This window comes from Bradyrhizobium sp. Gha, assembly GCF_900113735.1.
GTDB lineage: Bacteria > Pseudomonadota > Alphaproteobacteria > Rhizobiales > Xanthobacteraceae > Bradyrhizobium.
Map to the genome: position 1 here is coordinate 1 of NZ_FOQM01000049.1, position 21,795 is coordinate 21,795.

Sequence of the window (21,795 nt, forward strand, 5' to 3'; positions counted from 1 at the left end):
CCACGAAATTCCCGCACCTGAGCGGTTTCCAGGACTGGGAGTTGGTCCTTGACGTCAGTCGCGGCTGAACGAAGCACTTCGATGTCGAGCGGCATGTCCTTCACATCGAAACTCGCTCCCAACGATTGCATATCGAAAAATTGGGGCCTTTCCTCGTAGACGCCCCAAAGCAAGCCACCGTGACAGGGACGCGCATACACGGCGGCATCCATGATCCGAACCATGGGCAGATCAGCACGCACGCCATCCAAAGGCTCCGTGATGATCAGTTGCTGTCGGGTCGGCACCAACGGCACGCCAATCCCGCTTGCCTCCGCTACCTGTCGCGTCCATGCGCCGGCTGCGTCGACGACGATCGGGCCTTGAATGATGCCTTTCGCAGTGGTTGCGCCGGTCACCTTCCCGGCAGTGATATTGACAGCAAGTACGTCCGTCTTCGGGAGCAAGGTGACGCTCTGAGCTGCTCTGGCAAACCCGACAGCCACCTGCGCCGGATCGAAATACCTGTCGTCACCGATCCTCATCGCCGCTACGACACCTGTCGGCTTCAAGAATGGATTGAGACGATGGGCCTGCTCTGGGGAGATCAGATCGACATCAAGCCCCATGCGGCGACCGCGCTCAAGGTCGTCCTTGATAACCTCCGCATCTTGCGGGCGACGCGCGATCCTCAGGCTGCCCGAATGCACCCAATCCAGCGGTTGCCCGGTTTCTTCCGTGAACGTTTCGATCTTCCGGCATGCGTCCTTGATGAGGCCGATCATCAAATCGCTCTTGCGAACGCAGCTCACCATACCCGCGGCGCGAGGCGACGTTTGCGATCCGATATCGTGCTTGTCGATGAGGACGACGCTGAAATCTTTGCGTTTACTCAGGTAGTAGGCAGTCGCCGCGCCCAGGGCGCCAGAACCAATGACAATCGCGTCGGCCTTGCTAATCATGGTGCAATGCCCTCGAAATGCGATGGCGACGACCAAAGGCTAACACGCGGCGAGGGCGCTGACCATTGCGATCCCCTCAGTAGGTGAGGTCAGCTGTTCGCCCGGGCCGGGCCTCTGCCCGGAGCGCGGCGATGTCCGCTTCTGAGAGATGATCCGACCACTGGCATGCTGGCTTCCGAGGGCCGTCGCGATTGACCCAAAGCCGACCTCCGCAGGGTTCCAGCTGAGGTCCGCTGCGTACCCTCAGCGAACATGGGCAGCTGAGGCCATGGCCACATGGCCCTGAGCCTTTCGCCGTTCAATTGCACTGCGTGGCCGTTAGCCGTAGGCTACCCAGTGACCCAGACTGCGGGAAGCCATGGTTGTCGAGACGCGCTATGTGACCAGCGGCGAGGTCTTCGTCGCGTACCAGATATCCGGACAGGACGGTCCGGATTTGCTCATGACGCCGGGCTTTGTATCGCATCTGGAGCTGTCGTGGGAGAATCCCAACGCAGCGCGTTTCCTGAACGACCTTGGCTCGTTCGCGCGACTGATCCGATTCGACAAACGCGGCACGGGTCTCAGTGATCGTGGCGTCGGTGTCCCGCATCTCGATGAAAGGATCGACGATATCCGCGCCGTCCTCGACGCCGCGGGTTCTAAGAGGGCCTACTTGTTCGGTGTCTCGGAAGGCGGGCCGATGTCGATCCTGTTCGCGGCGACCTACCCCGAACGGGTCGCCGGTCTCATCCTGTTCGGCACGTATGCGCGCACGGTTGGCGCATCTGTTCCATTTGACGATTTTTCGGGATTGGAGCGCGATATCCGGTCCAACTGGGGTACCGGCAAGAGTCTGCCCAGTTTCTCCCCGTCGGCAGCCGCAATTCCCGGGGCCATGGAGCGCTTCGCCAAGTTCGAGCGCTCCGCGGCCAGCCCTTCCGACGTCATCAACCTGATGCGTATGAACCAAGAGATCGACGTAACTGACATCCTGCCGTCAATCCGTGTTCCCACGCTAGTCATGCATCGGCGCGATGACGTACGCATTCGTGCGCTCGCCGGCCGCGAGCTTGGGGATAGAATTTCTCACGCGCGCTACATCGAACTACCGGGTAGCGATCACCTCGCATGGTCAGGAGATCAGGATCGGCTTGTCGAGGAGATCAGACAATTCATGGGTGTTTCCGCTACTGAAGTCGACGTTGACCGCGTCCTCTCGACTGTGCTGTTCACCGATATCGTCGACTCGACAAGGAAAGCCTCCTTGGTGGGCGACAGGCAGTGGCGTTCAACTCTGGAAGCGCATCATGAGGCGGTGCGTTCGGAACTGGAGCGGCATCGAGGACGCGAAGTTAAGACGACAGGCGACGGATTTCTGGCACTGTTCGACGGCCCAGCGCGCGCTGTCCGTTGCGCCCAGAGGATCGTCAGCGCGGTGCGACCGCTCGATATCGAAGTTCGAGCGGGCGTCCATACCGGTGAGGTCGAAATGATGGGCGACGATGTGGGCGGCATTGCTGTGCACATCGCAGCACGGGTCGCTCAGCATGCGAAAGCGAGCGAAGTTCTGGCCTCGAGCACGGTAAAAGACCTAGTCGCAGGTGCTGGCCTCAAGTTCGTCGATCAGGGACCGGCCGCTCTTAAGGGTCTTGCCGAGCCGATGCGCCTTTTTGCAGCCGTGACCTGAATTAGTTTTTGAGGCGCCGATTACGCTTAAAAGCTGAGACGCTATCAAACAAGCCCAATGTCCACTTTGCCGAATGGCCGAACGGGCATCCGTCGTTTACACCGACTTTTGTAACACAATCGGCCCATCTGCGAAGTTGCGCCGGGTCTGACGGAGATCCGCTCATCGCCGCAGAGCGGCCACTTGGCGTTAGACCAGACAAACGGCGGGGCCCTACGTCCACAGCCGTTTTTGATGCATCAATGGACAATGCGATCAGCAGGAGCCAAGACGTAATTGCGGGGTCTGCAAACGTTTTGAGGACAGATCATTCCTCGACGTCAGCAATTCGCCTTAGGACGATCACGACGGCGATGACCAATCCAAATATGCCGCCAGCAATTCCGGCGAGACCGGAACCAAATGCGCCACTCACATCGCGGTCGGATAGAGCGAACACAAGGATTTCAGACGCGAAGCCTGTTCCCAGCGTCAGCGCACTTACGATCGCAATGGACTTGAGAAATTCGACCGCAAATCGAAGGGCCATATCTTTCTCCGAGGTCGCCTCAGTTGGCTGCTCTTACACATCAGGCGCAGCCCGAAATGTCGCCTATTGGCCCCAAACCAGACCTGTGGATGTCACTGATCATGGTCGCATCGTCAAATCGGCACTTCTAACCCGAAGCGAACCTTCGGATTCACCAGGGCGGCCCCCGCAGATCCAACCTCCCGGCGGCGGGAGCCAAGCAGATGCCATCCTGCACCATCGCGGGATTGAGGGTGAACTCCATGGCGACCCCGCGATGTACGACCAGCGGCGTGTCAGCAAATAGCCGCCAATCGAGCTTGCCGTAGAAAGCGCGCAGATTATTCGCGCAGAACATCAATGAAAACGCTACCTGCTGATCGTCCACGAGATAGGAACGCATCGCCGCAAGCGCGGCTCGTGCGAACCCGCGCTCGCGCGAACCCGGGGCTGTCATCACGCCACCAATCCCACCGACTCGAACTTCGTGGCCATCTGTGAGTGCATCCCGGATGAGAGCACCAACATGGCAAACCAATCGCTCATCCTCCCACAGCATCGCGCGGACGGTTTGCGGAGCCCATTTCGCCCAAGAGCCCCAGTCGGGTACCGCTCCGGGCGGATATACGGCATCTGAAAGGTCGCTAATTGCTCGCCGTTCCACTGAAGTGAGTAGGTGGTCGAGTTTAAGATCAATGCGCATAAGTGACAGCCCCCGACGCTATCGCAGGCTAGGATTTCAGAGGAGTCGACTTCCGGTTGTGGCCGATTGCGAAGTCAGCGTGAACACGTGGGGTGCCTCATGGTGAAGTCGCAAATGTCCCGGGCGCGCCGCCGTAACAAAGCGTTGCGGATCAGCTGTTGTGCCGGCTCCTCGAATAACGATGACTAAAATACGAGGCCAGCAGCATCGTGCCGACAAATAGCTAGAAGAGGGCGCGCCCGCGTAAACGAAAAGCGTAACAGCGCCAATCCCGGAAGCTTGTTTGATCTCATTGCGCCAGCCGCTGGTTTCATTTCGAGTCGCATGAGACCGATGCTCCCATCACAACGGCCTTGTTCCAAAGCTGATACCCGGCGGCGTTCAGGTGTACTCCGTCAATCGTGTGCGGCGTCGGCAGCGGGGGCAAGGCAGCAAAGGTCGCGCCGCCGCGGACGGCGAGTGCCGGCAGAGCGGCATTGTAGCTATCGATGAGCGGCGCCGCTTTCGTTTGCGTCTCGGCGGAAAGACGAGGTGAGGCATCGAGTGGCGTAATCCCCAGCGTGATCACATGGGCCGTAGCCTTCGAAAGCGTAGCTACGAGCGAGCTGTAGTTGGCCTCAAACTGCTGCAGATCCCGTGCCGCCCCCAACGCGTCGTTGATCCCCAGCGCGATCACGATAGCGGCCGCGGGCTTGCCGTCGAGCACATCCATCAGCCAGCCGCCCAAATCGCTTGTCGTCGAGGCACCCTCCAGGCCGGCGTTGATGATCGCATGTCCGCAGAGCTCGCGCGGCAGGGTCGACGCTTCGACAATGCTGTCACCGAGAACGATGATGGGATTATCGGTCCGGCTCAGCGTGTAATAAAGGATGTTTTGCCGGCTTCGACGGTGCGACTCCGCAAAGGCCTGCTTTTTGACAATGGAGATCCCGATCGAAACAGCGCCGATCGCGAGGACTGCAAAGCCGAGAATCATTCGGTTCATGGGCGCACTCGAACACACCGATGGTTCAAACCGCGAATGATAGGCCGGTGAGGGTTAAGACAATCTGCCAACGACCAGCAAAATGATCGTGACGGACCCACAGCGGTCATGTGTAGACCATCTATCCTCGTCAATGTCCCATAGCCGGCCTTGTGTAGACGCTCTCGTAACGCCCGTATGCTCCTCCTTCCAACCGCGCTTTGCGACGAGGAACCGCCTCAGTTGTTCGTGCCCCCAGCCACAACACGGCGTCGATATGGTTTTTTTTGAGGACGTCATCCCAGGTGCGTTCATCGACCTCCCAGTGAACGAGCTGAATAGTCCTGCAACAGTTCGTCGGGATAGGCGGTCGCGGCCCGCCCGTCCACGAACAGGAGGACTGATCCATGGGTGAGGAGGATCAGATAGCGTCGAACGTCCATAGTCGCGTTGGCGTCAGCTCTTGGGGAGAGACCGGACCTAAATTAACTGGGTCCAAACCGTCGCGATTGACCCAGAGCCGACCTGCGGTCTCCGCCGCCCGGTTCATTTCACTGGGTTGCACTACTAGAACCCGGTCTGATCCTTGCAGCGGTTGAGATTGGCCCATAGAACCGACTCGGCCAAGCCGCCAAATTGCCTCGGGAAACGGGACGCGCTCTCCATGACAGCCAGCAACCGCATCGTCCTCTCCAGTGACCACACCGCCATTCAGCTGCGACTGACCATTGCCGCCCATATCGCAGCCCATGGCTGGGAGGCGGTCGACATCGGACCAACGACACCCGAGAGCACACACTATCCAAAGCACGGCGAAGCCGCGGCGCGACTCGTCGCCTCCGGCGATTGCCGATTTGGCATTATCCTATGCGGAACTGGCCAAGGCATCATGATGGCGGCGAACAAGGTCAAGGGTGTCCGGTGCGGCGTCTGCGTTGACACATTCTCAGCCCGCATGATCCGCCAGCACAACGATGCCAATATGCTGTCGATTGGCGGCCGCGTGGTGGGCGAAGGGCTGGCGCTCGACATCGTGGATGCGTTCCTGACTGCCCAGTTCGACGGTGGCCGGCATGCGCCTCGAGTGGCGATGATTGAGGCTCTGGAGACGAAGGACGGCCCCGCCGTTAGAAGGGGCACATGAAGAGACCCTTTGAGCTGAGTTTGGCTAGATTGAGAAATATCGCGGTGGCCGTCACAGCCAATAACGTCCCGGACGAACAAGGTTCGGCGGCGATCGTCGTGAAATTTTCAGATGGAACCGCAGCGAGGCCGAATAATCGCTGTCCTCACTGATAAAGAGCCTAGCCCTTGGTGACAGTTGGTGCGTCGGCTATTGGATAAATAGCGAACGCTAATATCAGCGGTCGAGGCCGCCGCTTTTGACCCTGGCTGTGTGAAAACGGTTAGAGCGATGGAGGACTAAAGCACCTACCAATCCGACCAAGAAACAGATTCCGAGCGTGTAGCCTACTGGATTAAGCAAGCCCAACCTATCCGCCATAAGGACAAGCGCGGTCGCGACGAACACCTGCGCGATCCAGACGCGCCACACCGCTCTCAACCCTTTGCCAAAGACAGCACGATTACGATGCAAGACAATCCACGACGGTGTCCAAAGCACTGCAAGCAGCACAGTAATCACGAACACCGCAAACATGAGTGCTTATTCCGTATAACGAAGGCCACTTGGTTGGTAGCCTCTTGCATATCAGGCCAAGCGAGGGATGTCTCCTGTTGGCCCTTCGCTGCCGCATCCGACGGTCGAGGATATGTCGGCTGCCAGGGGTAGACCGAACCTCACTTAAACGGGCCTAGACCGACGCGATTGACCCGTTGCGGACTTCCCGAGAAGCCGTAGGATCAGCCCGCGGACGAGAGCGCATCAGTTCTTCAGGGATCACAGTGACCCGTATAGCCATCATCGGAAATGCGGCTGGCGGCAAGTCGACTTTGGCCGACAAAATCTCCGCCGGGCGAGGCCTGCCTCGCATCGAAGTAGACAAGTTGCTTTGGGAGCAAGGATGGAAGCTCGCCCCCGCAGATGTTTACGAGAATAGGCATTCAGCGGCTATCGCCGGCGATAAGTGGGTCATCGAGGGTCTGGGTAGTCAAGCCTCGATACCGGCACGGATATCTAGGGCGACCGAGATTGTGCTGATCGACCTGCCTCTTTGGGTACACTTCGCGCTGGCAGCCGAACGTCAAGTCCGTTGGCATCAGGAAGAGATGCGTCCCGCCGGAATGGATGCCAGACCTCCTACAATGGCGCTGTTCAGGACCATGTGGGAGGTGGATCAGAACTGGATGCCTGCCATTCGCGAACTCTGCCGTGAGAGCGAGCAAGCAAAAAAGCTAACTCGGCTCTGTAATCTGGAAGAGCTAAACGCCTATTCGCTACAGTTCGATCTGCCCAAGGAATAGATAGCGGTCCCCAGTGGCTGTCCAAGTTGCGCCGCGTCCGAAGGATGTCGGCTCGTCGGGACACAGCCGACCGACGCGATTGACCCAAACCGGAAATCTACTCCAGTCTGGCGTCAACCTGCTATGTTTCGCGGAGACTTTGTTTCGGACATGGTCCGGGTGTCGAACCCGCGCCGCAATTGTCCGCCGCAGCCGTTCCAAATCCAACCGAGCGAGCTTCTCATGACGAGGCGAATCCTGTGTTTTGGTGACTCTCTGACCTGGGGATGGATTGCTGTTGACGAAGGAGCGCCAACGACAAGATTCCATTATCCAGAGCGGTGGACGGGAATCATGGCCGCCAAACTTGGGTCCGATTACGAAATCGTGGAAGAGGGCCTGAGTGCACGTACGACGACGATCGATGATCCAGTTGATCCGCGCCTGAACGGGTCGGCCTATCTGCCAACCGCTCTGGCAAGTCACCTTCCGCTGGACCTCGTCATCATCATGCTCGGGACAAACGATGCGAAGAGTTACTATCGTCGCACGCCGTACGATATTGCGGTCGGAATGTCGAAACTCGTCGGCCAGGTGCTCACCTCGGCCGGTGGCGTGGGGACTGTCTACGGAGCACCTCATGTGCTCGTGGTCGCACCGCCTCCACTTGCGCCCGTACCGGATCCTTGGCTCCAGGGAATGTTTGAGGGTGGACGCGAGAAGACCATAGAGCTTGCAACACACTACAAGTCCCTGGCCGACTTCATGAAGGTTGACTTCTTCGACGCAGGACGTGTGATCTCAACGGACGGTCTTGATGGCATCCATTTCTCCGCAAGTAACAATGTCGATCTCGGCAACGCCCTGGCCGACAAAGTTCTGGAAATATTTTCGCGCAGGGCTAGCTAAGGCGGCCAGGCAAATCGGTGATGTCATGCTCGCTGGACTGCCCTCGATCCAGCGCTTTACGCGGATGAAGCGATGTGCATGCGGAGCTGATTTCTTCCACAGGCAATGGCTGTCGCAGCTTGCGAAGGCTCAGCCATCACCTCCGCGATACAAGATCGCCTGGCTAGTCCGCACATGGCCCCCAAGTCGAACCACGCACCAGCCGCCGCCATGTCGGCTGCTGCGGGAGACCGGACGTTGCATGATGGCTGCGGTGACGGCGGCTCGTGACCCATTGCCGACCAACGATGCGGCCCAAGGGTCGCCATCAACTCGAATGCAGATTGATTGAAACGAGCTTCGCGCCTCGTCAGCAAGGCAAGGCGATCGCCCATCGGGTTCGATGGGTCTCTGCGAGCTTGGTTGATTGCCTCGCTAGAGCGAGGGGGTGGTATTGCGCCGCTGCCTGCCGTAGAATAGTCGCGCTTGAGTGGCAGGGTGCGGCCATGGGCCAAATCCTTCTGGTTGATTCGAAAACACTGGATGGCTTTGAAGGTCTTCACCAGGCCGTTCACGGTTCTCATGTCGATGTGATGCAGCTCGGCCGCGGGCGGCTGCACGGGACATTGTCGCACGTTGGAATCGGCGAGTTTTCGCTGAGCATCGGCACCTTCAACGTCGGCATGCGCACGCAGCGCGTCTCCAGCGACGACAAGCTGATCATCGGGATGTTGCTCGCGGCCGAGGACCGCGTCGCGCATTGGTCGTTCGACATGCAGCTCAACGATGTGCTCGTGATTCCGCCTTTGCTCGAGCACGACGGGGTCTTTCACGGCGGCTCCGCTTACGCCGCAATGCGCCTCGATCTCAACGACGTTGCGTCTTTGTTTGGTGGCGAAGCGAGGCTCAGTGATCCCGACACTTGGCGCAGCCGGGGTCATTTCAGGGCCGACGCTGTGAACGGGCAGATCGCCACGCGCCGCCTTGTCGCGATCATGTCGCATTTGCGCACCAACAGATTGGGCCTGACGTGGTCGACGGCCGAATACTGGAGGAGGGCGATCGCGGAGTGTATGGCGGTCAACGTCATGTCGTCGCTTCCCCCAGATGACAGCGGATGGCTGCCTTCAGCCCGACGGCTGGTCCGCAGGGTCGAGGATTATCTCGACGAGACCGGCACCCGCCCGGTGCACGTGTCGGAAATTTGCGCAGCGCTTGGCGTGTCCCGGCGGACGTTGCACCGCGCCTTTCAGGAGGTGTTCGGCCTCGGCCCGGTCAGCTTCCTCAGACAAAAGCGGCTCTGTGCCGCCCGCTCGATGCTGCACCGGAGCGCGCCCGGTTCGACCACCGTCGCTGCCGTCGCGATGGGCCAGGGCTTTTACGAGCTCGGCCGGTTCGCGCAGTACTATTTCGCGATGTTCGGAGAGCGCCCCTCGCAGACGCTCGGAGCTGCAACATTGGACACCGAAGCGAACGGCATCGGGAGTGCCTAGCGGCGCCACGGCTGGCGGTCGACAGGGCCGATCAGAACGGCGCCATGATTGCAGAATGCCGGTGTTTTGCCCGACGTGTCAAACGGCTTTGCCGACGAGGCAGACGAGATCGGAAAAATCCTCGCGAAAACAATGCTCCCCCTACTGTGCATGGGGTTGTTTCGTTGCTTGGAGTTGGCTGCGCTGTGCAAAACGGCCTGGGCGAGGCACCGGGCGATTGCCCTACGTGCTACCCTCGTCGTACGGACTGAACGCATATGGCTCCTCCCGCATCCGCACTCCCCGTCGAATTGCCCCAGGCGTTCCTGGGGGTGGCGCGCTCGCTGACCGACAAGCTCTGGCGCACCCGGCTGGATGCGCGGGGCGCGGCCACGGCGCTCGCCATCGTGCAGCGCCACCAGCTGCCGGAACTGCTCGCGCGGGTTCTGGCAGGCCGCGGTGTCGACATCGACGCCGTCCCCGACTTCCTCGATCCGACCATCCGAAAGCTCATGCCGGATCCGTTCACGGTGACGGAGATGGAGGCCGCGGCGAAACGTATCGCGGATGCGGCAGCGAAGGGCGAGACCGTCGCGATCTTCGGCGACTACGACGTCGATGGTGCGACCTCGGCGGCGCTGCTCGCCTGGCATTTGCGCCATTGTGGGCTCGATCCCCTGATCCACATTCCCGATCGCATCTTCGAAGGTTACGGCCCCAACGTCGAAGCCGTGCGGGCGCTGGCCGCGAAGGGCGCCACGCTGCTCGTCACCGTCGATTGTGGCACCACCAGCATCGAGCCGCTCGCTGAGGCCAAGCGCCTCGGCATGTCGGTCGTCGTGATCGATCACCACCAGGCCGGCACCGAGCTGCCGGAGGTCGACGCGCTGGTCAATCCGAACCGGCTCGACGATCTCTCCGGCCTCGGCCATCTCGCCGCCGTCGGTCTCGTGCTGGTGACGCTGGTCGCGGTTAACCGAGAGCTGCGCCAGCGCAGCTTCTGGAATGCGGAGATGCCGGAGCCCGATCTCCTGGGCACGTTGCATCACGTCGCACTCGGCACGGTTGCCGATGTGGCGCCGCTGATCGGCCTGAACCGCGCCTTTGTCGCGAAAGGTCTGATCGCGATGCGGCGGCGCGACCATGTCGGCCACACCGCGCTGATGGACGTGGCGCGGCTCAACGGGCCGCCGGAAGCCTGGCATCTCGGCTTCATGCTGGGGCCGCGCGTCAATGCCGGCGGCCGGATCGGCCGCGCAGATCTGGGGGTGCGGCTCTTGCTGGAAGGCGACAGCGTCGAGGCCGCGCGGATTGCGGCCGAGCTCGACCGCCTCAACAGCGAGCGCCGTGTCATCGAGCAGGCCGCCGAAGCGCAGGCCGAAGCCGAGGCGCTGGCGTCAATCGGCTTGGAGGACAAGCTTGGTGTGATCGTCACGGCCTCCGAAGGCTGGCATCCCGGCGTGGTCGGCCTCGTTGCCTCGCGACTGAAAGAGAAGTTTTCGAGGCCCGCCTTTGCGATTGCGCTGGAACCCGGCGGTATCGGCACCGGCTCGGGCCGCTCGATCGCCGGCGTCGATCTCGGCAAGGCCGTGCGGCAGGCCGTCGCCGATGGCATTTTGCTCAAGGGCGGCGGCCACGCGATGGCCGCAGGCGTGACGCTGCGGAAGGAAAAGCTCGCCGAATTCCGCGCCTATCTGGAGAATGCCCTGGCGCAGGACGTCGCCGAGGCGCGCCACGTCAACGAACTCTATATCGACGGCGCGATCTCGGCACGCGCGGTGACGCCGGAACTCGCGACCACGCTCAATCGCGCAGGGCCCTTCGGCAGTGGCAATCCGGAGCCGGTCTTGGCGCTACCGGCGCATCAGCTCGTCTTTGCCGATGAAGTCGGGCAGGCGCATTTGCGCTTGCGCTTCAAATCGGGCGACGGCTCGATCGTTAACGGCATCGCGTTCCGTTCAGTCGGACAGAAGCTCGGCAATGCGCTTGTGGCCAATCGCGGCCAGCAACTGCACGTCGCGGGCTCGCTGTCGGTCGATCGCTATCAGGGTATCGAACGCGTGCAGTTTCGCATCATCGACGTCGCACTACCGGACCAAGGGCCGTCCGTGATTAGGTAACAGCCTCAATCAACAAAAGAAAGGGAGCGAACATGGCAGGGCAGGTTGAGGGCAAGATCGCCCTGGTGACGGGCGGCGCCTCCGGTATTGGCGAAGCCATCGTCGAGCTGTTCGCGCGCGAAGGCGCGACCGTCGTCGCCACCGACATCGATGAATTGCGCGGGCCCGAACTCGCCAAGCGGGTCACAAAGGCCGGCGGCAACGCGATCTTCCTGGAGCAGGACGTCACCAGCGAGGAGCGCTGGATCGAAATCGTCGCCGAGATCGCCAAGCGCTACGGCCGCCTCGACATCATGGTCGCCAATGCCGGCATCGGCATTGCCGTACCCTCGATCACCGACATGACGCTCTCTGACTGGCACAAGCAGAATGCGATCAACCTCGATGGCGTGTTTCTTTCGGTCAAGCATTGCCTGCCCCTGATGCGCAAACATGGCAGCGGTTCGATCATCATGATGTCGTCGCTCGCGGGCCTGCGCGGCGCGCCGGGTCTCGCGGCCTATTCGCTGACCAAGGGCGGCGTACGCTTGTTCGCGAAATCGATCGCAATGGAGTGCGCGGCTGCCGGCGACGGCATACGCGTCAATTCGGTGCATCCCGGCATCATCGACACCCCGATCTGGGGCAAGATACCGACCGGAGCGAGTGGCGCCGGCCAGAACGCCCCGATCGATCCGGAGGAACGCGCCAAGGTCGCAACCCCGCTCGGCCGCGCCGGCCAGGCTGCGGAGATTGCCTCCGGCGTGCTGTACCTGGCGTCCGACGCCTCGCGCTATGTCACCGGCACCGAGCTCGTCATCGATGGCGGCATGAATGCCGGCGGGGTGCCACGGCGGGCGTGAAACGCGCAGGGCAGGGCGGCCGCCGCTGGGGCTGACGCGCAGGCGTCGGCCCTGTAAAACGCTGCCGTCCCCCGTCCGAAAGAGGTTCTCCTTCGCCATGGCGCACAGCCTTCACGCCTCCTCACCCGCAGCTGTTCGCTCGAACCGGCCGGACCTCGCCACCGATGCCGTCCGCGCCGCGCGCGAGGATCTCGCAGCCTGCTTCCGCATGGCCGCCCGCAACGGTTTTGAGGAGGGCATTTGCAACCACTTCTCGGCCGTCGTTCCCGGCCATGAGGATCTCTTCCTCGTCAATCCCTACGGCTACGCCTTCCGCGAGCTGACCGCGTCAAAGCTCCTGATCTGCGATTTTCACGGCCACGTTCTCGACGGCGAGGGCGAGCCCGAGGCGACCGCCTTCTACATTCACGCCGAGATGCACAAGCGCCTCCCGCGCGCCAAGGTGGCGTTCCACACCCACATGCCCTATGCGACGGCACTTTCGATGACCGAAGGCGATCCCCTGATCTGGGCCGGGCAGACGGCGCTGAAATTCTACGGCCGCACCTCGGTCGACCGCGACTACAACGGCCTCGCGCTCGATGCCAGCGAAGGCGCGCGCATCGCATCAGCCGTCGGCGATGCGGACATCATCTTCATGAAACATCACGGCGTGATGGTGCTGGCGCCGACCATTGCAGAAGCCTGGGACGATCTGTACTACCTCGAGCGCGCGGCCGAAGTGCAGGTGCTGGCAATGTCGACCGGACGTGAGGTGCAGCCGGTCGATCCTGCGATCGCGGCCGCGACCTACAAGCAGATGCGCGAAGGCGACTCCGAATCCGCGCGACTGCACCTCGCCGCGATCCGCCGCCAGCTCGATGCGGAAGAGCCGCAGTACCGGCACTGAGGCGGCTCAAGATCCCTGTCGCAGCTTCGCAAGCACCTTCAGCCCGCCATATCCATCGGCTGGCGTGATGCCGGCGCGCTGCTGGAAATCCTTGATCGCCTTCATGGTGTCGTTACCGACGCGACCGTCGGTGCCGCCGGTGTCAAAGCCGGCCTTGGTCAGACGCGTCTGCATCTCCTGCACCTCGGCGAGCGTCAGTACGCGCTCGGAGCCGGGAAAGGGTTGGATGAACGGCGGCGCGCCCAGGCAGCGGTCGCCGAGATGGCAGATCGCCAGTGCATAGTTCATCGAGGGATTATAGCTCTTCACTGAATAGAAGTTCGGTCCCAGCAGGAAGGTCGGACCGCCTGCAACAGGCGTCCACATTTGCGCGGACGCGTTCGGTTGTGGGAATGGCTGGCCATCAGCACGGGTGACGCCGGCTGCTTGCCACGCAGAATACGTGCGACTGCCGCTCATCTCGCCGGACGCGCGCACCTCGTAGCCCCAGTGCTCGCCGCGACGCCATTTGCCGCGATTGACGAGATATTTTGCGGTCGATCCGAGCGCGTCGTCGGGCTTGCCGAACGGCGAGACCTTGCCGTCGCCGTCATAGTCGATGCCGACATTGAGCCAGACCTCCGGCATCCATTGCGAATTCCCCATCGCGCCGGCCCATGAGCCGCGCATTTCCTCCGGTGTGCTCCAGCCCTTGTCGACGATGCGCAGCGCATTGATCAACTCGGCTTCCCAGTAAGCCTTGCGGCGCGGCTCGTTCCAGGCGAGCGCGGCGAGCGAGGGAAACACCGGCGTCATGTGGTTCTGCTGCACCAGCGGATCGCCGTAGGCGGACTCCACGCCCCACAGCGCCAGCAGCGTGCCGCGCTCGACGCCGAAATCGCGCTCGATCCGCGCGAACAACGCCTCGTTGTTCTTCAGCGCGATCTTGCCGTTGATGATGCGCCAGTCGGAGACGCGGCGGTTGATGTATTGCCAGAGCTGCTCGTGAAACTCCGGCTGGTTGCGCATCTGCTTGAACACGCTCATGTCGGGCTCGACCCGTGCCATCGCGCGCTGCCAGGTCGCAGCCGAAATGCCTTTCGCCATTGCGCGCGCGCGAAATCCCTCGCGCCATTCGTCGAAGCCGGGAGGCGATGCAAAGACACGTGTCGGAATCGCGAGCATGGTGGCCGAGCCGAGCGTGGACCTGAGCACAGCACGGCGGCTGACGGGAGTGGCCGAGGAATCAGTGTGTTTCATGCGGTTATCCTAGCCGGAATCCAGGTCCCTGTGAGCCGGTTCCGGGGACGCGGGGAACAGGCGGTTCCCCCGGAACAAAGTGTCGCACTGCTGCATTGCTACCCACGACTTCAATGGAGGAGGACAAGATGAGGAAGTACCTGTTTGCCGCGGCCATGATCACCGCTATCGCAACGCCTGCGTTTGCGGATGAGGTCGGCGTTCACGTCGGTCCGGTCGGTGCGGGCGTGACGGTCGGAGAGTCGCACGAATATCGTGACCGCGATCGCGACCGGACCACGGTTATCAAGGAGCGAGAGCCCGCTGACCGCAAAACCGTGATCAAGAAGGAAGATGAATTCGGTAATCGCAGCAAGACCGTGATTCATCACGACAACGACTGACGGAACAGGGCCCTGGCCGAGCGCCGGGGCCCACGTTCGCCGACGAGACTTCGGGGTGCAATGAAGATACGCGCACATGCGGAGAGCCATCTCGTCGAACTCGACGACGGATCGTGCTGGCAGATTTTTGCCGGCGATCTCGCGGCGACGCTGAGCGGGAAGCCTGAGACTGAATTGGATCTGGAGCCGAGTGGCGACCGGATAAGTTCGCACGTGCTGGTGAATGGTGCGGACCGAAGCCGCGTCCGGGTCATTGCGGCAGGCGCGAACTGGCCCGATGGCGAAGTTAAGAAAGCGTTGAAGGGCGGATAGCGCAGCCGCTCAAATCCCCGGCTTCAATATCCTTTTACGGTCGGTTCGCTTGCATCTGCACATTCGGTTCGCTTGCATCTGCACATGATGTGCCCATGCGAGAGCTGTTCGACATCATCCGCGCCAATCCCTGGCCTTTTGGCGCAGGGCTATTGGTCGTCATCATGATGATCATCGCGGAAAACTTCGGCCGCGGCATTCAAGGTGACGGCGATGTCGGGTTCGGCTGTTTCGGGGATGGTGATGGGAGCGACGGCGACGGCGATGGAGGAGGCGACTAAGCTTCGTCTTGCAGATCGGCCGCGATACCTGCAAGCCAACGGCGAATGCTTGCCTCCGCCTTGGCATCGAGGCCACTGGCCAAGCGCTTCTCCAATTCGATCACGCGTCCCCGGCAAGCCTTCACGAGTGTGTTACCGCGCGGTGTCAGCGTCCATTGCTGGATGCGGCCGTGGATGGGATGCCGCGTCATTACGATTGCGCCGTCGCGCTCGAGGTTGCGGATGATCACTCCGACGGTTTGCGGCGTCAGAAAGGTGAGGCGGGCGACGTCGGCACCTGACAGGCCCGGGTAGGCGTTCAGCATGGTCAGCACGGCGAATTGCGGCGAGGTCACGCCGAGATCGACGAGCGTCCGTTCCATCTTCAGCCGGACCGCAGCGTGGGCCTGGCGCAGGAGATAGCCGAGATAGCCATTCTCGCCGCGCTTGCCTTCGCCGGGGGCGGGCACGCGCATCGCAGGCTCCTCTTTGGCTGCCCTCTGCTCCGGTTTCGATTTCGTGATGCCGGCTGACTTGCGCATAATATAAGAGCTCTTGTAAGATGTAAGTAGTCTTATAATAACACGAGGTGCACGGCAATGTCACACGCCCGCAGCGAATACGAGGATTTCAAGAGGATCGCGCCTGACGCCTATGATCTGGTGCTGGCGCTGGGCCAGGTTGCGGCCAAGGCCGGCCTCGACAAGCAGCTCCTTGAACTCGTCAAGTTACGCGCCTCGCAGATCAACGGCTGCGCCTTCTGCGTACAGCATCACGTGCTCCTCTCGGAGCGATTAGGGATCCCGGCGGACAAGCTGCATTTGGTCGCAGTCTGGCGAGAGGCGCCGATCTTCTCGGCGCGGGAGCGCGCTGCATTGGCCTGGACCGAGGCGCTGACGTTGCTGCCGGATGGGTTCGGTGACGAGGTCTATGCGCAGGCGCAGAGCGAATTCTCCGAGACGGAGCTGACCTATCTGACGTCGGCGGTCGCTTCGATCAACGTCTGGAATCGGTTCGGCGCGGCCTATCGCTGGACGCCGCCGAAGCGCCCGGGCGCTGCTCAAGCTGCATCCTGATTGGCCAAAACGGAGATTGTCATGAGCGCAATGAATTTGGCCAACATGCAGCATTCGATGCCATTGCGCTCTATGGCGCTGGCCCTTGTCGGGGGGCTTGCCTGCGCGCTTGCGATCGGCAGGGCGCTACCGGTGACGATGGACACCGTGTCAGGCGCACTCGCGCCGCTCTGCGCCAACGCTGCGGAAAGCTCGCCACTCGACAAGGTCGAGCCGATCGGGTCCTACGCGTTGCCCAACGTGCCGGGCAAACGGGTGACCATCGTGCGCGTATTCTATGGTCCGGGTGGATTTTCGCGGCCGCACCGGCATGCTGGCTCGGTGACCGCCTACATCACCAAGGGTGAGATTCGCTCCCAGCTGGGGGGCGGTCCGGTCGAGACGTTCGGTGTCGGTCAGTCTTTTTTTGAGCCACCGGGGGCGACGCATCTGGTCTCCGCCAATGCCAGCACCACGGAGCCTGCCGAACTAATCGCCGTGTTCGTGGCGGATGAAGGTGCGCAGCTCACGACCTATCTGGAGTAGTTCGTCAATCCCATCACGGATGTCGCTTTGACGATCCGGGATACAACAACCGCGCTCAATTCTCGTCGCTGCTCGATCCCTCACGCTGATCGGGCTTGAGCACGTCTTCGGGCAGCGCATGAGCGACCGGCTGCGGGGTGCTCGCGATCTCCGGGCCGATTTCGCGCCCGCGGGCGCGGATCAGGCGCTCATAGGCCGAGACCAGGGTGACGTAGGGGCTGACCCAGATCCAGCCATCGCGTGTGAACACCTGGACGTCGAAATGCAAATGCATCGACGTGCCCGCAGGATGATCGAGATAGTTCGAGATCACGCCGATCTTTTCGCCTTCGGTGACGATGCGGCCATTGAGCACCCCATTGGCATTCAACGCCTGCGGATTCATGTGCATATAGCGGAAGCGAATGTGCTCGGTGCGGCTGTTGACCTCGAGCGTCGCGGCCTGGTCCTGGGGCGCACGGATCACCACGGCGTCGCGCACCGCTACGACACCGCGCTGCTTGGGATCGCAGGGGCTGCGGCTGTCACCGGGCGGGGGACATTCGGCGGCCCGGATGTCCTCGCCCTGATGGCCATAGCCGCCGCCGCACTGCCAAACCTCGAAGCTGCGTGACTCGCAGAAATTGTCGCGCCAGGGATAGGCGGTCGGGCCCTCGTCCTTGTCGCGCTTGGAATAGGACTGCGAATGCACGAAGGCCGGCGCCGTCTCGAGCGGGAAGCGCATCTGCGCATAGGCCATCGGATCGGGATGGCCGCCCTGCCTGCGATAGCCGGTGTTCGGGAGGATGTCGCCGCTCGGGCGGTAACTGAAATCCGCCGAACGCCCGGTGGGACGGTCGATCACGACGGAGGCAACGTCCATCAACGGCCGCGCGCGCTGGCCGCCGGCGACATGCAACGCCTTCAGGAAGCGCTCGGCCACGGGATAGGCCTCCTTGCAGGCCAGCCGCCGCGGTTTTGCGACACTGTCGAGGCACTGGACGGACACTACATAGGCGGCGCCGAAGCGTGTGAACGCGTAGCGTACATAGCCTTCGCGGATGAACCTGCGCAGGTCTGGATAGACGGTCGCAAGCGGCTTGGCTTGCTCGCCCTTGCCGCCGGCGGGATCGGCGATGTCGTAGACAAGTGCCGATCCAGTGATCTGAATTTCGACTGGCTTTGCGAAGGTTCGTGTCGGCATGCCTTCGCCGGCGCCAGGCTCAAGTGAAAAGCTCGCACTATAGCCGGCAGGGCCGGCATCGAACATGTCGACGGGATTGAAATCGGCCTGATAGCGAGACAGCGCGAGCGCCGTGCCCGGCGCGCCATTGCGTTGCCCCTCGAGATAGGCGGCCGCATCGAACGGCAGCAGCACGGGAACGGGGCTGCGGGAAATGCCGGTGAAGAATTGCGACGAGACGGCGTTGAGCTGCACCAGCGCCGGCATCGCACGCGGATCGAAGCGCGACACTGAACGACGTGGCACGAAGATGAAATCGTCCGCGATCTGCGGGTGGCTGCTGATCTCGGTGCGGAACTGGTCGAGCGCTGCGCGCCAATCGACGCGCAGGGCCGTGAGGGAAGGGCTGCGGATTTCGTCCGCAGCCGTCGGCGTGGCGGTGAGGAGCGAGAGCGACGCCAGAAGCAGCGAGACGAAGCGGAAACTCTTCCCAACCACAGTCTCGCCCCCCGGCGGCACCTATGCTGATTCCTCGCTTAGTCCTTGGCGCGCTCGGAGTAGGACCCGTCTTCGGTCATCACCACGATGCGGGTGCCGACCGAGATATGGGGCGGAACGGTGGTGCGGACGCCGTTTGAGAGCACGGCGGGCTTGTAGGACGACGAAGCCGTCTGGCCCTTGGTCACCGGCTCGGTCTCGACTACTTCAAGTGTCACGCGCTGCGGCAGAGCGAGCGAGACCACGTTGACGTCGTGGGTCGACAGCTTGACGGTCATGTCTGGCTGAAGATAGGCGGCGGCATCGCCGACGACGTCCTTGGAAACCTGGACCTGGTCGTAGGTCTCGGGGTTCATGAAGTGGAAGCCGTCGCCATCTTCATACAGGAAGGTGTAGTTGCGCTCTTCGATGGTGGCCTTTTCGACCTGGTCGGTAGTCTTGTAACGCTCCGAGATCTTTACCCCGTCCGAGATTCGGCGCATTTCGATCTGGCTGACCGGCGTGCCCTTGCCGGGATGGATGTTCTCGGCACTCACGACGACATAGAGCTTGCCGTCTTGCTCGATCACGTTGCCTTTGCGAATAGAACTGGCGATGACTCTCAAAGCTATATTTCCTGCTTGCTTGGCCCGGCACCGGCCAGGACGTGGTCAAATCGATGGGGGACTTGGGGCCTCAAATCAGACCTCTGCGCCCGTTTCGGGCCGCAACATACTGATTTTGCCGCTCGATGCCAGCATTTTGCTGGTCGAGGGGGGCGTCGGTTAATGGCTGGGGACAAGCCGATCTCACCGTTCTGGACGCCCAGCCGGCACCTCGACCGGCGGCCGTTCCTCCAGGCGAGGGGAGCCATTACCGGCGCTGTCAGGGGCTTTTTCGCCGAGCAGGGGTTCGTCGAGGTCGAAACCTCCGTCCTCCAGGTCTCACCGGGCAATGAGACCCATCTGCACGCCCCCCGGACCGAGATCATCCGGCCGGACGGCAGCCGCGCCAGCCGCTACCTGCGGACTTCGCCCGAATTCGCCTGCAAGAAGCTTCTGGCGGCGGGCGAGGAGCGGATTTTCGAGCTCGCCCGGGTATTCCGCGACCGCGAGCGCGGTGACCTGCACCTGCCCGAATTCACCATGCTGGAATGGTACAGGGCCCACGCCCCCTACGACGCCATCATGGCCGACACTGTCGTGGTGATCGCCCACGCCGCGCAAGCAACCGGAATCGGGACCTTCTCGTTCCGGGGCCGAACCGCCGACCCCTTTGCAGAGCCTGAGCTGCTGACCGTCGCGAGCGCCTTCGAGCACTTCGCCGGCATCGACCTGCTGTCGACAATCTCGGGCAATGAGGGTAACCGTGCCGCGCTCGCCGGAGCGGCCGCCGACAAGGTCAGGGTCGCCCAGGACGATACCTGGTCAGATATCTTCAGCAGGATCCTGGTCGAGCATGTCGAGCCGCATCTGGGGCAGGGACGTTTGACCATTCTGTTCGAATACCCATCACCTGAGGCGGCGCTGGCGCGGGTGAAGGTTAGCGACCCCAGGGTCGCGGAACGGTTCGAGGTCTATGCTTGCGGTGTCGAGCTCGCCAACGGCTTTGGCGAACTCACCGACGCAGAGGAGCAGCGCGAGCGCTTCACCGAATCCATGGCGGAGAAGCAGCGCCGCTATGGCGAGGCCTATCCGCTGGACGAGGATTTTTTGGCCGCTGTTGCCGCGATGCCTGAGGCGAGCGGCGTCGCGCTCGGTTTCGACCGGCTGGTGATGCTGGCAAGCGGTGCAACACGGATTGATCAGGTGGTGTGGACGCCGCCAGCAATTGAAACGTTGAGTGAAGGATGACGAAGCCCAATCTTGCACGGACATTGCGCGACCCGGCCGAACTCATGGCGGCCGGCCTTGCACCTTCCACGGCACTGCCCGCCCTGGAGCGCGTCGCTGCGCGATATGCGGTGGCGATCACGCCGGCGCTGGTCGATCTGATCGACAAATCCGATCCCGAAGATCCGATTGCGCGCCAATTCGTTCCGACCGCCGCCGAGCTCGATATGCAGCCGGGCGAAAGCGTCGATCCGATCGGCGACCATCCGTACTCGCCGGTTTCCGGGATCGTGCATCGCTATCCCGATCGCGTGCTGTTCAAGCTCGTTCACGTCTGCGCGGTCTATTGTCGCTTCTGCTTTCGCCGTGAGATGGTGGGGCCCGGCAAGGAGAACGCGCTCTCGGACAGCGCCTATCGTGCCGCGATCGACTATATCCGCCTGCATAGCGAAATCTGGGAGGTGATCCTCACCGGAGGCGATCCGCTGATGCTGTCGCCGCGCCGCATGAGCGAAATCATGGCCGATCTTGCCGCAATCGATCACGTGAAGGTCATTCGCCTGCATACCCGCGTACCCATCGCTGATCCTGCGCGTATCAGCGACGAGATGGCCGCTGCGTTGAAGATCGAGGGCGCGACCACCTGGGTCGCCGTGCATGCCAATCATGCACGCGAGCTGACCGGCCCGACCCGGGCCGCTTGCGCGCGGCTGGTCGATGCAGGGATACCTTTGGTGAGCCAGTCAGTGCTGTTGCGGGGTATCAATGACAACCTCGCTGCATTGTCGGATTTGATGCGGGCTTTCGTCGAATGCCGGATCAAGCCCTACTACCTGCACCACGGCGATCTCGCGCCGGGCACTTCGCATCTGCGCACCACGCTGGCGCAGGGGCAGGACTTGATGCGACAGCTGCGCGGACGGGTGTCAGGGCTGTGTCAGCCGGATTATGTCATCGACATACCCGGCGGTGCCGGTAAGTCCCCGGTCGGGCCGAATTATGTGTTGGCGGCACAAAATACCGCAGCCGATGCCGGTGATGCGGAGACCGAAACGCGCTATCGTATCGTCGACTATTGCGGCGACGTTCATCTCTATCCGCCGGGCAATTGAGCGGACGGAGAATGCCGG

General features: G+C 62.1%; 24 protein-coding genes. 15 read left to right on the forward strand and 9 right to left on the reverse strand.

Annotated features, from left to right (window positions below):
* Positions 1 to 941, reverse strand: a 941-nt coding sequence (locus BM222_RS35330; protein ID WP_092239112.1) for an NAD(P)/FAD-dependent oxidoreductase, incomplete at its 3' end; no start/stop codon positions are given.
* A gap of 358 nt (positions 942 to 1,299) precedes the next feature.
* Between BM222_RS35330 and BM222_RS35335 the strand changes: the two genes are divergently transcribed.
* Positions 1,300 to 2,610, forward strand: a complete 1,311-nt coding sequence (locus BM222_RS35335; protein ID WP_092239114.1) for an adenylate/guanylate cyclase domain-containing protein — start codon at positions 1,300 to 1,302, stop codon at positions 2,608 to 2,610.
* 307 nt (positions 2,611 to 2,917) lie between these two features.
* Here BM222_RS35335 and BM222_RS35340 read toward each other — a convergent pair whose 3' ends face one another.
* The 3 genes from BM222_RS35340 to BM222_RS35350 form a co-directional block, all read right to left on the reverse strand.
* Positions 2,918 to 3,139 carry a hypothetical protein gene (locus BM222_RS35340; RefSeq protein WP_177243655.1) on the reverse strand — a complete coding sequence of 74 codons (222 nt, stop codon included), beginning with the start codon at positions 3,137 to 3,139 and terminating at the stop codon, positions 2,918 to 2,920.
* Between the two features lie 151 nt (positions 3,140 to 3,290).
* Entirely contained in the window at positions 3,291 to 3,821 is a 531-nt protein-coding gene (locus BM222_RS35345) for a GNAT family N-acetyltransferase (protein ID WP_092239116.1), read from the reverse strand.
* Positions 3,822 to 4,131: 310 nt separating this feature from the next.
* Positions 4,132 to 4,797 (reverse strand): SGNH/GDSL hydrolase family protein, encoded by a 666-nt coding sequence (locus BM222_RS35350; RefSeq protein WP_177243656.1) that lies wholly within the window; start codon positions 4,795 to 4,797, stop codon positions 4,132 to 4,134.
* Positions 4,798 to 5,449: 652 nt separating this feature from the next.
* Here BM222_RS35350 and rpiB point away from each other — a divergent pair.
* Positions 5,450 to 5,929 (forward strand): ribose 5-phosphate isomerase B, encoded by a 480-nt coding sequence (rpiB, locus tag BM222_RS35360; protein WP_092239122.1) that lies wholly within the window; start codon positions 5,450 to 5,452, stop codon positions 5,927 to 5,929.
* A gap of 216 nt (positions 5,930 to 6,145) precedes the next feature.
* Here rpiB and BM222_RS35365 read toward each other — a convergent pair whose 3' ends face one another.
* On the reverse strand, positions 6,146 to 6,445 hold the full coding sequence (locus BM222_RS35365; RefSeq protein ID WP_092239124.1) for a hypothetical protein: 300 nt from the start codon (positions 6,443 to 6,445) through the stop codon (positions 6,146 to 6,148).
* Positions 6,446 to 6,690: 245 nt separating this feature from the next.
* Between BM222_RS35365 and BM222_RS35370 the strand changes: the two genes are divergently transcribed.
* The 6 genes from BM222_RS35370 to BM222_RS35395 all read left to right on the forward strand — a co-directional run bounded on the left by BM222_RS35370 (position 6,691) and on the right by BM222_RS35395 (position 13,399).
* Positions 6,691 to 7,209 carry a P-loop NTPase family protein gene (locus BM222_RS35370; RefSeq protein ID WP_092239126.1) on the forward strand — a complete coding sequence of 173 codons (519 nt, stop codon included), beginning with the start codon at positions 6,691 to 6,693 and terminating at the stop codon, positions 7,207 to 7,209.
* Between the two features lie 222 nt (positions 7,210 to 7,431).
* On the forward strand, positions 7,432 to 8,097 hold the full coding sequence (locus tag BM222_RS35375; RefSeq protein ID WP_092239230.1) for an SGNH/GDSL hydrolase family protein: 666 nt from the start codon (positions 7,432 to 7,434) through the stop codon (positions 8,095 to 8,097).
* Between the two features lie 485 nt (positions 8,098 to 8,582).
* On the forward strand, positions 8,583 to 9,569 hold the full coding sequence (locus BM222_RS35380; RefSeq protein ID WP_092239128.1) for a helix-turn-helix domain-containing protein: 987 nt from the start codon (positions 8,583 to 8,585) through the stop codon (positions 9,567 to 9,569).
* A gap of 257 nt (positions 9,570 to 9,826) precedes the next feature.
* Positions 9,827 to 11,668: a single-stranded-DNA-specific exonuclease RecJ gene (recJ, locus tag BM222_RS35385; RefSeq protein WP_092239130.1), complete on the forward strand. Its 1,842-nt coding sequence runs from the start codon at positions 9,827 to 9,829 to the stop codon at positions 11,666 to 11,668.
* A gap of 32 nt (positions 11,669 to 11,700) precedes the next feature.
* On the forward strand, positions 11,701 to 12,510 hold the full coding sequence (locus BM222_RS35390; protein ID WP_092239132.1) for an SDR family NAD(P)-dependent oxidoreductase: 810 nt from the start codon (positions 11,701 to 11,703) through the stop codon (positions 12,508 to 12,510).
* A gap of 97 nt (positions 12,511 to 12,607) precedes the next feature.
* Entirely contained in the window at positions 12,608 to 13,399 is a 792-nt protein-coding gene (locus BM222_RS35395; protein ID WP_092239134.1) for an aldolase, read from the forward strand.
* Positions 13,400 to 13,405: 6 nt separating this feature from the next.
* Here BM222_RS35395 and BM222_RS35400 read toward each other — a convergent pair whose 3' ends face one another.
* On the reverse strand, positions 13,406 to 14,638 hold the full coding sequence (locus BM222_RS35400) for a lytic murein transglycosylase (protein ID WP_092239136.1): 1,233 nt from the start codon (positions 14,636 to 14,638) through the stop codon (positions 13,406 to 13,408).
* A 128-nt stretch (positions 14,639 to 14,766) separates the two neighbouring features.
* On the opposite strand from BM222_RS35400, the gene BM222_RS35405 reads away from it, so the two are divergent.
* The 3 genes from BM222_RS35405 to BM222_RS35415 all read left to right on the forward strand — a co-directional run bounded on the left by BM222_RS35405 (position 14,767) and on the right by BM222_RS35415 (position 15,614).
* The gene (locus BM222_RS35405) at positions 14,767 to 15,021 is read left to right on the forward strand and encodes a hypothetical protein (RefSeq protein ID WP_092239232.1); all 255 of its coding nucleotides are present in this window, start codon (positions 14,767 to 14,769) and stop codon (positions 15,019 to 15,021) included.
* Between the two features lie 60 nt (positions 15,022 to 15,081).
* Positions 15,082 to 15,333, forward strand: a complete 252-nt coding sequence (locus BM222_RS35410; protein WP_092239138.1) for a hypothetical protein — start codon at positions 15,082 to 15,084, stop codon at positions 15,331 to 15,333.
* A gap of 95 nt (positions 15,334 to 15,428) precedes the next feature.
* Positions 15,429 to 15,614 carry a hypothetical protein gene (locus BM222_RS35415; RefSeq protein WP_092239140.1) on the forward strand — a complete coding sequence of 62 codons (186 nt, stop codon included), beginning with the start codon at positions 15,429 to 15,431 and terminating at the stop codon, positions 15,612 to 15,614.
* Here the strand turns inward: BM222_RS35415 and BM222_RS35420 are convergent.
* Positions 15,611 to 16,135: a MarR family winged helix-turn-helix transcriptional regulator gene (locus BM222_RS35420; RefSeq protein WP_502690991.1), complete on the reverse strand. Its 525-nt coding sequence runs from the start codon at positions 16,133 to 16,135 to the stop codon at positions 15,611 to 15,613. The genes BM222_RS35415 and BM222_RS35420 overlap by 4 nt on opposite strands.
* A gap of 57 nt (positions 16,136 to 16,192) precedes the next feature.
* On the opposite strand from BM222_RS35420, the gene BM222_RS35425 reads away from it, so the two are divergent.
* Both BM222_RS35425 and BM222_RS35430 read left to right on the forward strand, forming a co-directional pair.
* Positions 16,193 to 16,669 carry a carboxymuconolactone decarboxylase family protein gene (locus tag BM222_RS35425; RefSeq protein WP_092239144.1) on the forward strand — a complete coding sequence of 159 codons (477 nt, stop codon included), beginning with the start codon at positions 16,193 to 16,195 and terminating at the stop codon, positions 16,667 to 16,669.
* 21 nt (positions 16,670 to 16,690) lie between these two features.
* Positions 16,691 to 17,194, forward strand: a complete 504-nt coding sequence (locus BM222_RS35430) for a cupin domain-containing protein (RefSeq protein ID WP_092239146.1) — start codon at positions 16,691 to 16,693, stop codon at positions 17,192 to 17,194.
* Between the two features lie 55 nt (positions 17,195 to 17,249).
* On the opposite strand, the gene BM222_RS35435 is transcribed toward BM222_RS35430, so the two are convergent.
* Positions 17,250 to 18,875, reverse strand: coding sequence for a M23 family metallopeptidase (locus tag BM222_RS35435; RefSeq protein ID WP_092239147.1), 1,626 nt, complete (start codon positions 18,873 to 18,875; stop codon positions 17,250 to 17,252).
* A gap of 17 nt (positions 18,876 to 18,892) precedes the next feature.
* Positions 18,893 to 19,459 carry an elongation factor P gene (efp, locus tag BM222_RS35440; protein ID WP_027557928.1) on the reverse strand — a complete coding sequence of 189 codons (567 nt, stop codon included), beginning with the start codon at positions 19,457 to 19,459 and terminating at the stop codon, positions 18,893 to 18,895.
* A gap of 162 nt (positions 19,460 to 19,621) precedes the next feature.
* Between efp and epmA the strand changes: the two genes are divergently transcribed.
* Together epmA and BM222_RS35450 are read left to right on the forward strand one after the other, a co-directional pair.
* Entirely contained in the window at positions 19,622 to 20,686 is a 1,065-nt protein-coding gene (epmA, locus tag BM222_RS35445; RefSeq protein WP_092239149.1) for an EF-P lysine aminoacylase EpmA, read from the forward strand.
* On the forward strand, positions 20,683 to 21,777 hold the full coding sequence (locus BM222_RS35450; protein WP_092239151.1) for a lysine-2,3-aminomutase-like protein: 1,095 nt from the start codon (positions 20,683 to 20,685) through the stop codon (positions 21,775 to 21,777). Before epmA ends, BM222_RS35450 begins: the two co-directional genes overlap by 4 nt.
* The last annotated feature ends 18 nt before the right edge of the window (positions 21,778 to 21,795 follow it).

What these genes read in the sequence shown, in the direction of transcription:
- BM222_RS35375 (WP_092239230.1), top strand. Translation starts at nt 7,432, where the DNA reads ATGACGAGGCGAATCCTGTGTTTTGGTGACTCTCTGACCTGGGGATGG.
- BM222_RS35420 (WP_502690991.1), bottom strand. Translation starts at nt 16,135, where the DNA reads ATGCGCAAGTCAGCCGGCATCACGAAATCGAAACCGGAGCAGAGGGCA.
- BM222_RS35365 (WP_092239124.1), bottom strand. Translation starts at nt 6,445, where the DNA reads ATGTTTGCGGTGTTCGTGATTACTGTGCTGCTTGCAGTGCTTTGGACA.
- BM222_RS35350 (WP_177243656.1), bottom strand. Translation starts at nt 4,797, where the DNA reads ATGATTCTCGGCTTTGCAGTCCTCGCGATCGGCGCTGTTTCGATCGGG.
- BM222_RS35450 (WP_092239151.1), top strand. Translation starts at nt 20,683, where the DNA reads ATGACGAAGCCCAATCTTGCACGGACATTGCGCGACCCGGCCGAACTC.
- BM222_RS35430 (WP_092239146.1), top strand. Translation starts at nt 16,691, where the DNA reads ATGAGCGCAATGAATTTGGCCAACATGCAGCATTCGATGCCATTGCGC.
- BM222_RS35335 (WP_092239114.1), top strand. Translation starts at nt 1,300, where the DNA reads ATGGTTGTCGAGACGCGCTATGTGACCAGCGGCGAGGTCTTCGTCGCG.
- recJ (WP_092239130.1), top strand. Translation starts at nt 9,827, where the DNA reads ATGGCTCCTCCCGCATCCGCACTCCCCGTCGAATTGCCCCAGGCGTTC.
- BM222_RS35380 (WP_092239128.1), top strand. Translation starts at nt 8,583, where the DNA reads ATGGGCCAAATCCTTCTGGTTGATTCGAAAACACTGGATGGCTTTGAA.
- BM222_RS35425 (WP_092239144.1), top strand. Translation starts at nt 16,193, where the DNA reads ATGTCACACGCCCGCAGCGAATACGAGGATTTCAAGAGGATCGCGCCT.
- BM222_RS35405 (WP_092239232.1), top strand. Translation starts at nt 14,767, where the DNA reads ATGAGGAAGTACCTGTTTGCCGCGGCCATGATCACCGCTATCGCAACG.
- rpiB (WP_092239122.1), top strand. Translation starts at nt 5,450, where the DNA reads ATGACAGCCAGCAACCGCATCGTCCTCTCCAGTGACCACACCGCCATT.
- BM222_RS35340 (WP_177243655.1), bottom strand. Translation starts at nt 3,139, where the DNA reads ATGGCCCTTCGATTTGCGGTCGAATTTCTCAAGTCCATTGCGATCGTA.
- BM222_RS35395 (WP_092239134.1), top strand. Translation starts at nt 12,608, where the DNA reads ATGGCGCACAGCCTTCACGCCTCCTCACCCGCAGCTGTTCGCTCGAAC.
- BM222_RS35390 (WP_092239132.1), top strand. Translation starts at nt 11,701, where the DNA reads ATGGCAGGGCAGGTTGAGGGCAAGATCGCCCTGGTGACGGGCGGCGCC.
- epmA (WP_092239149.1), top strand. Translation starts at nt 19,622, where the DNA reads ATGGCTGGGGACAAGCCGATCTCACCGTTCTGGACGCCCAGCCGGCAC.
- BM222_RS35400 (WP_092239136.1), bottom strand. Translation starts at nt 14,638, where the DNA reads ATGAAACACACTGATTCCTCGGCCACTCCCGTCAGCCGCCGTGCTGTG.
- BM222_RS35345 (WP_092239116.1), bottom strand. Translation starts at nt 3,821, where the DNA reads ATGCGCATTGATCTTAAACTCGACCACCTACTCACTTCAGTGGAACGG.
- BM222_RS35415 (WP_092239140.1), top strand. Translation starts at nt 15,429, where the DNA reads ATGCGAGAGCTGTTCGACATCATCCGCGCCAATCCCTGGCCTTTTGGC.
- BM222_RS35410 (WP_092239138.1), top strand. Translation starts at nt 15,082, where the DNA reads ATGAAGATACGCGCACATGCGGAGAGCCATCTCGTCGAACTCGACGAC.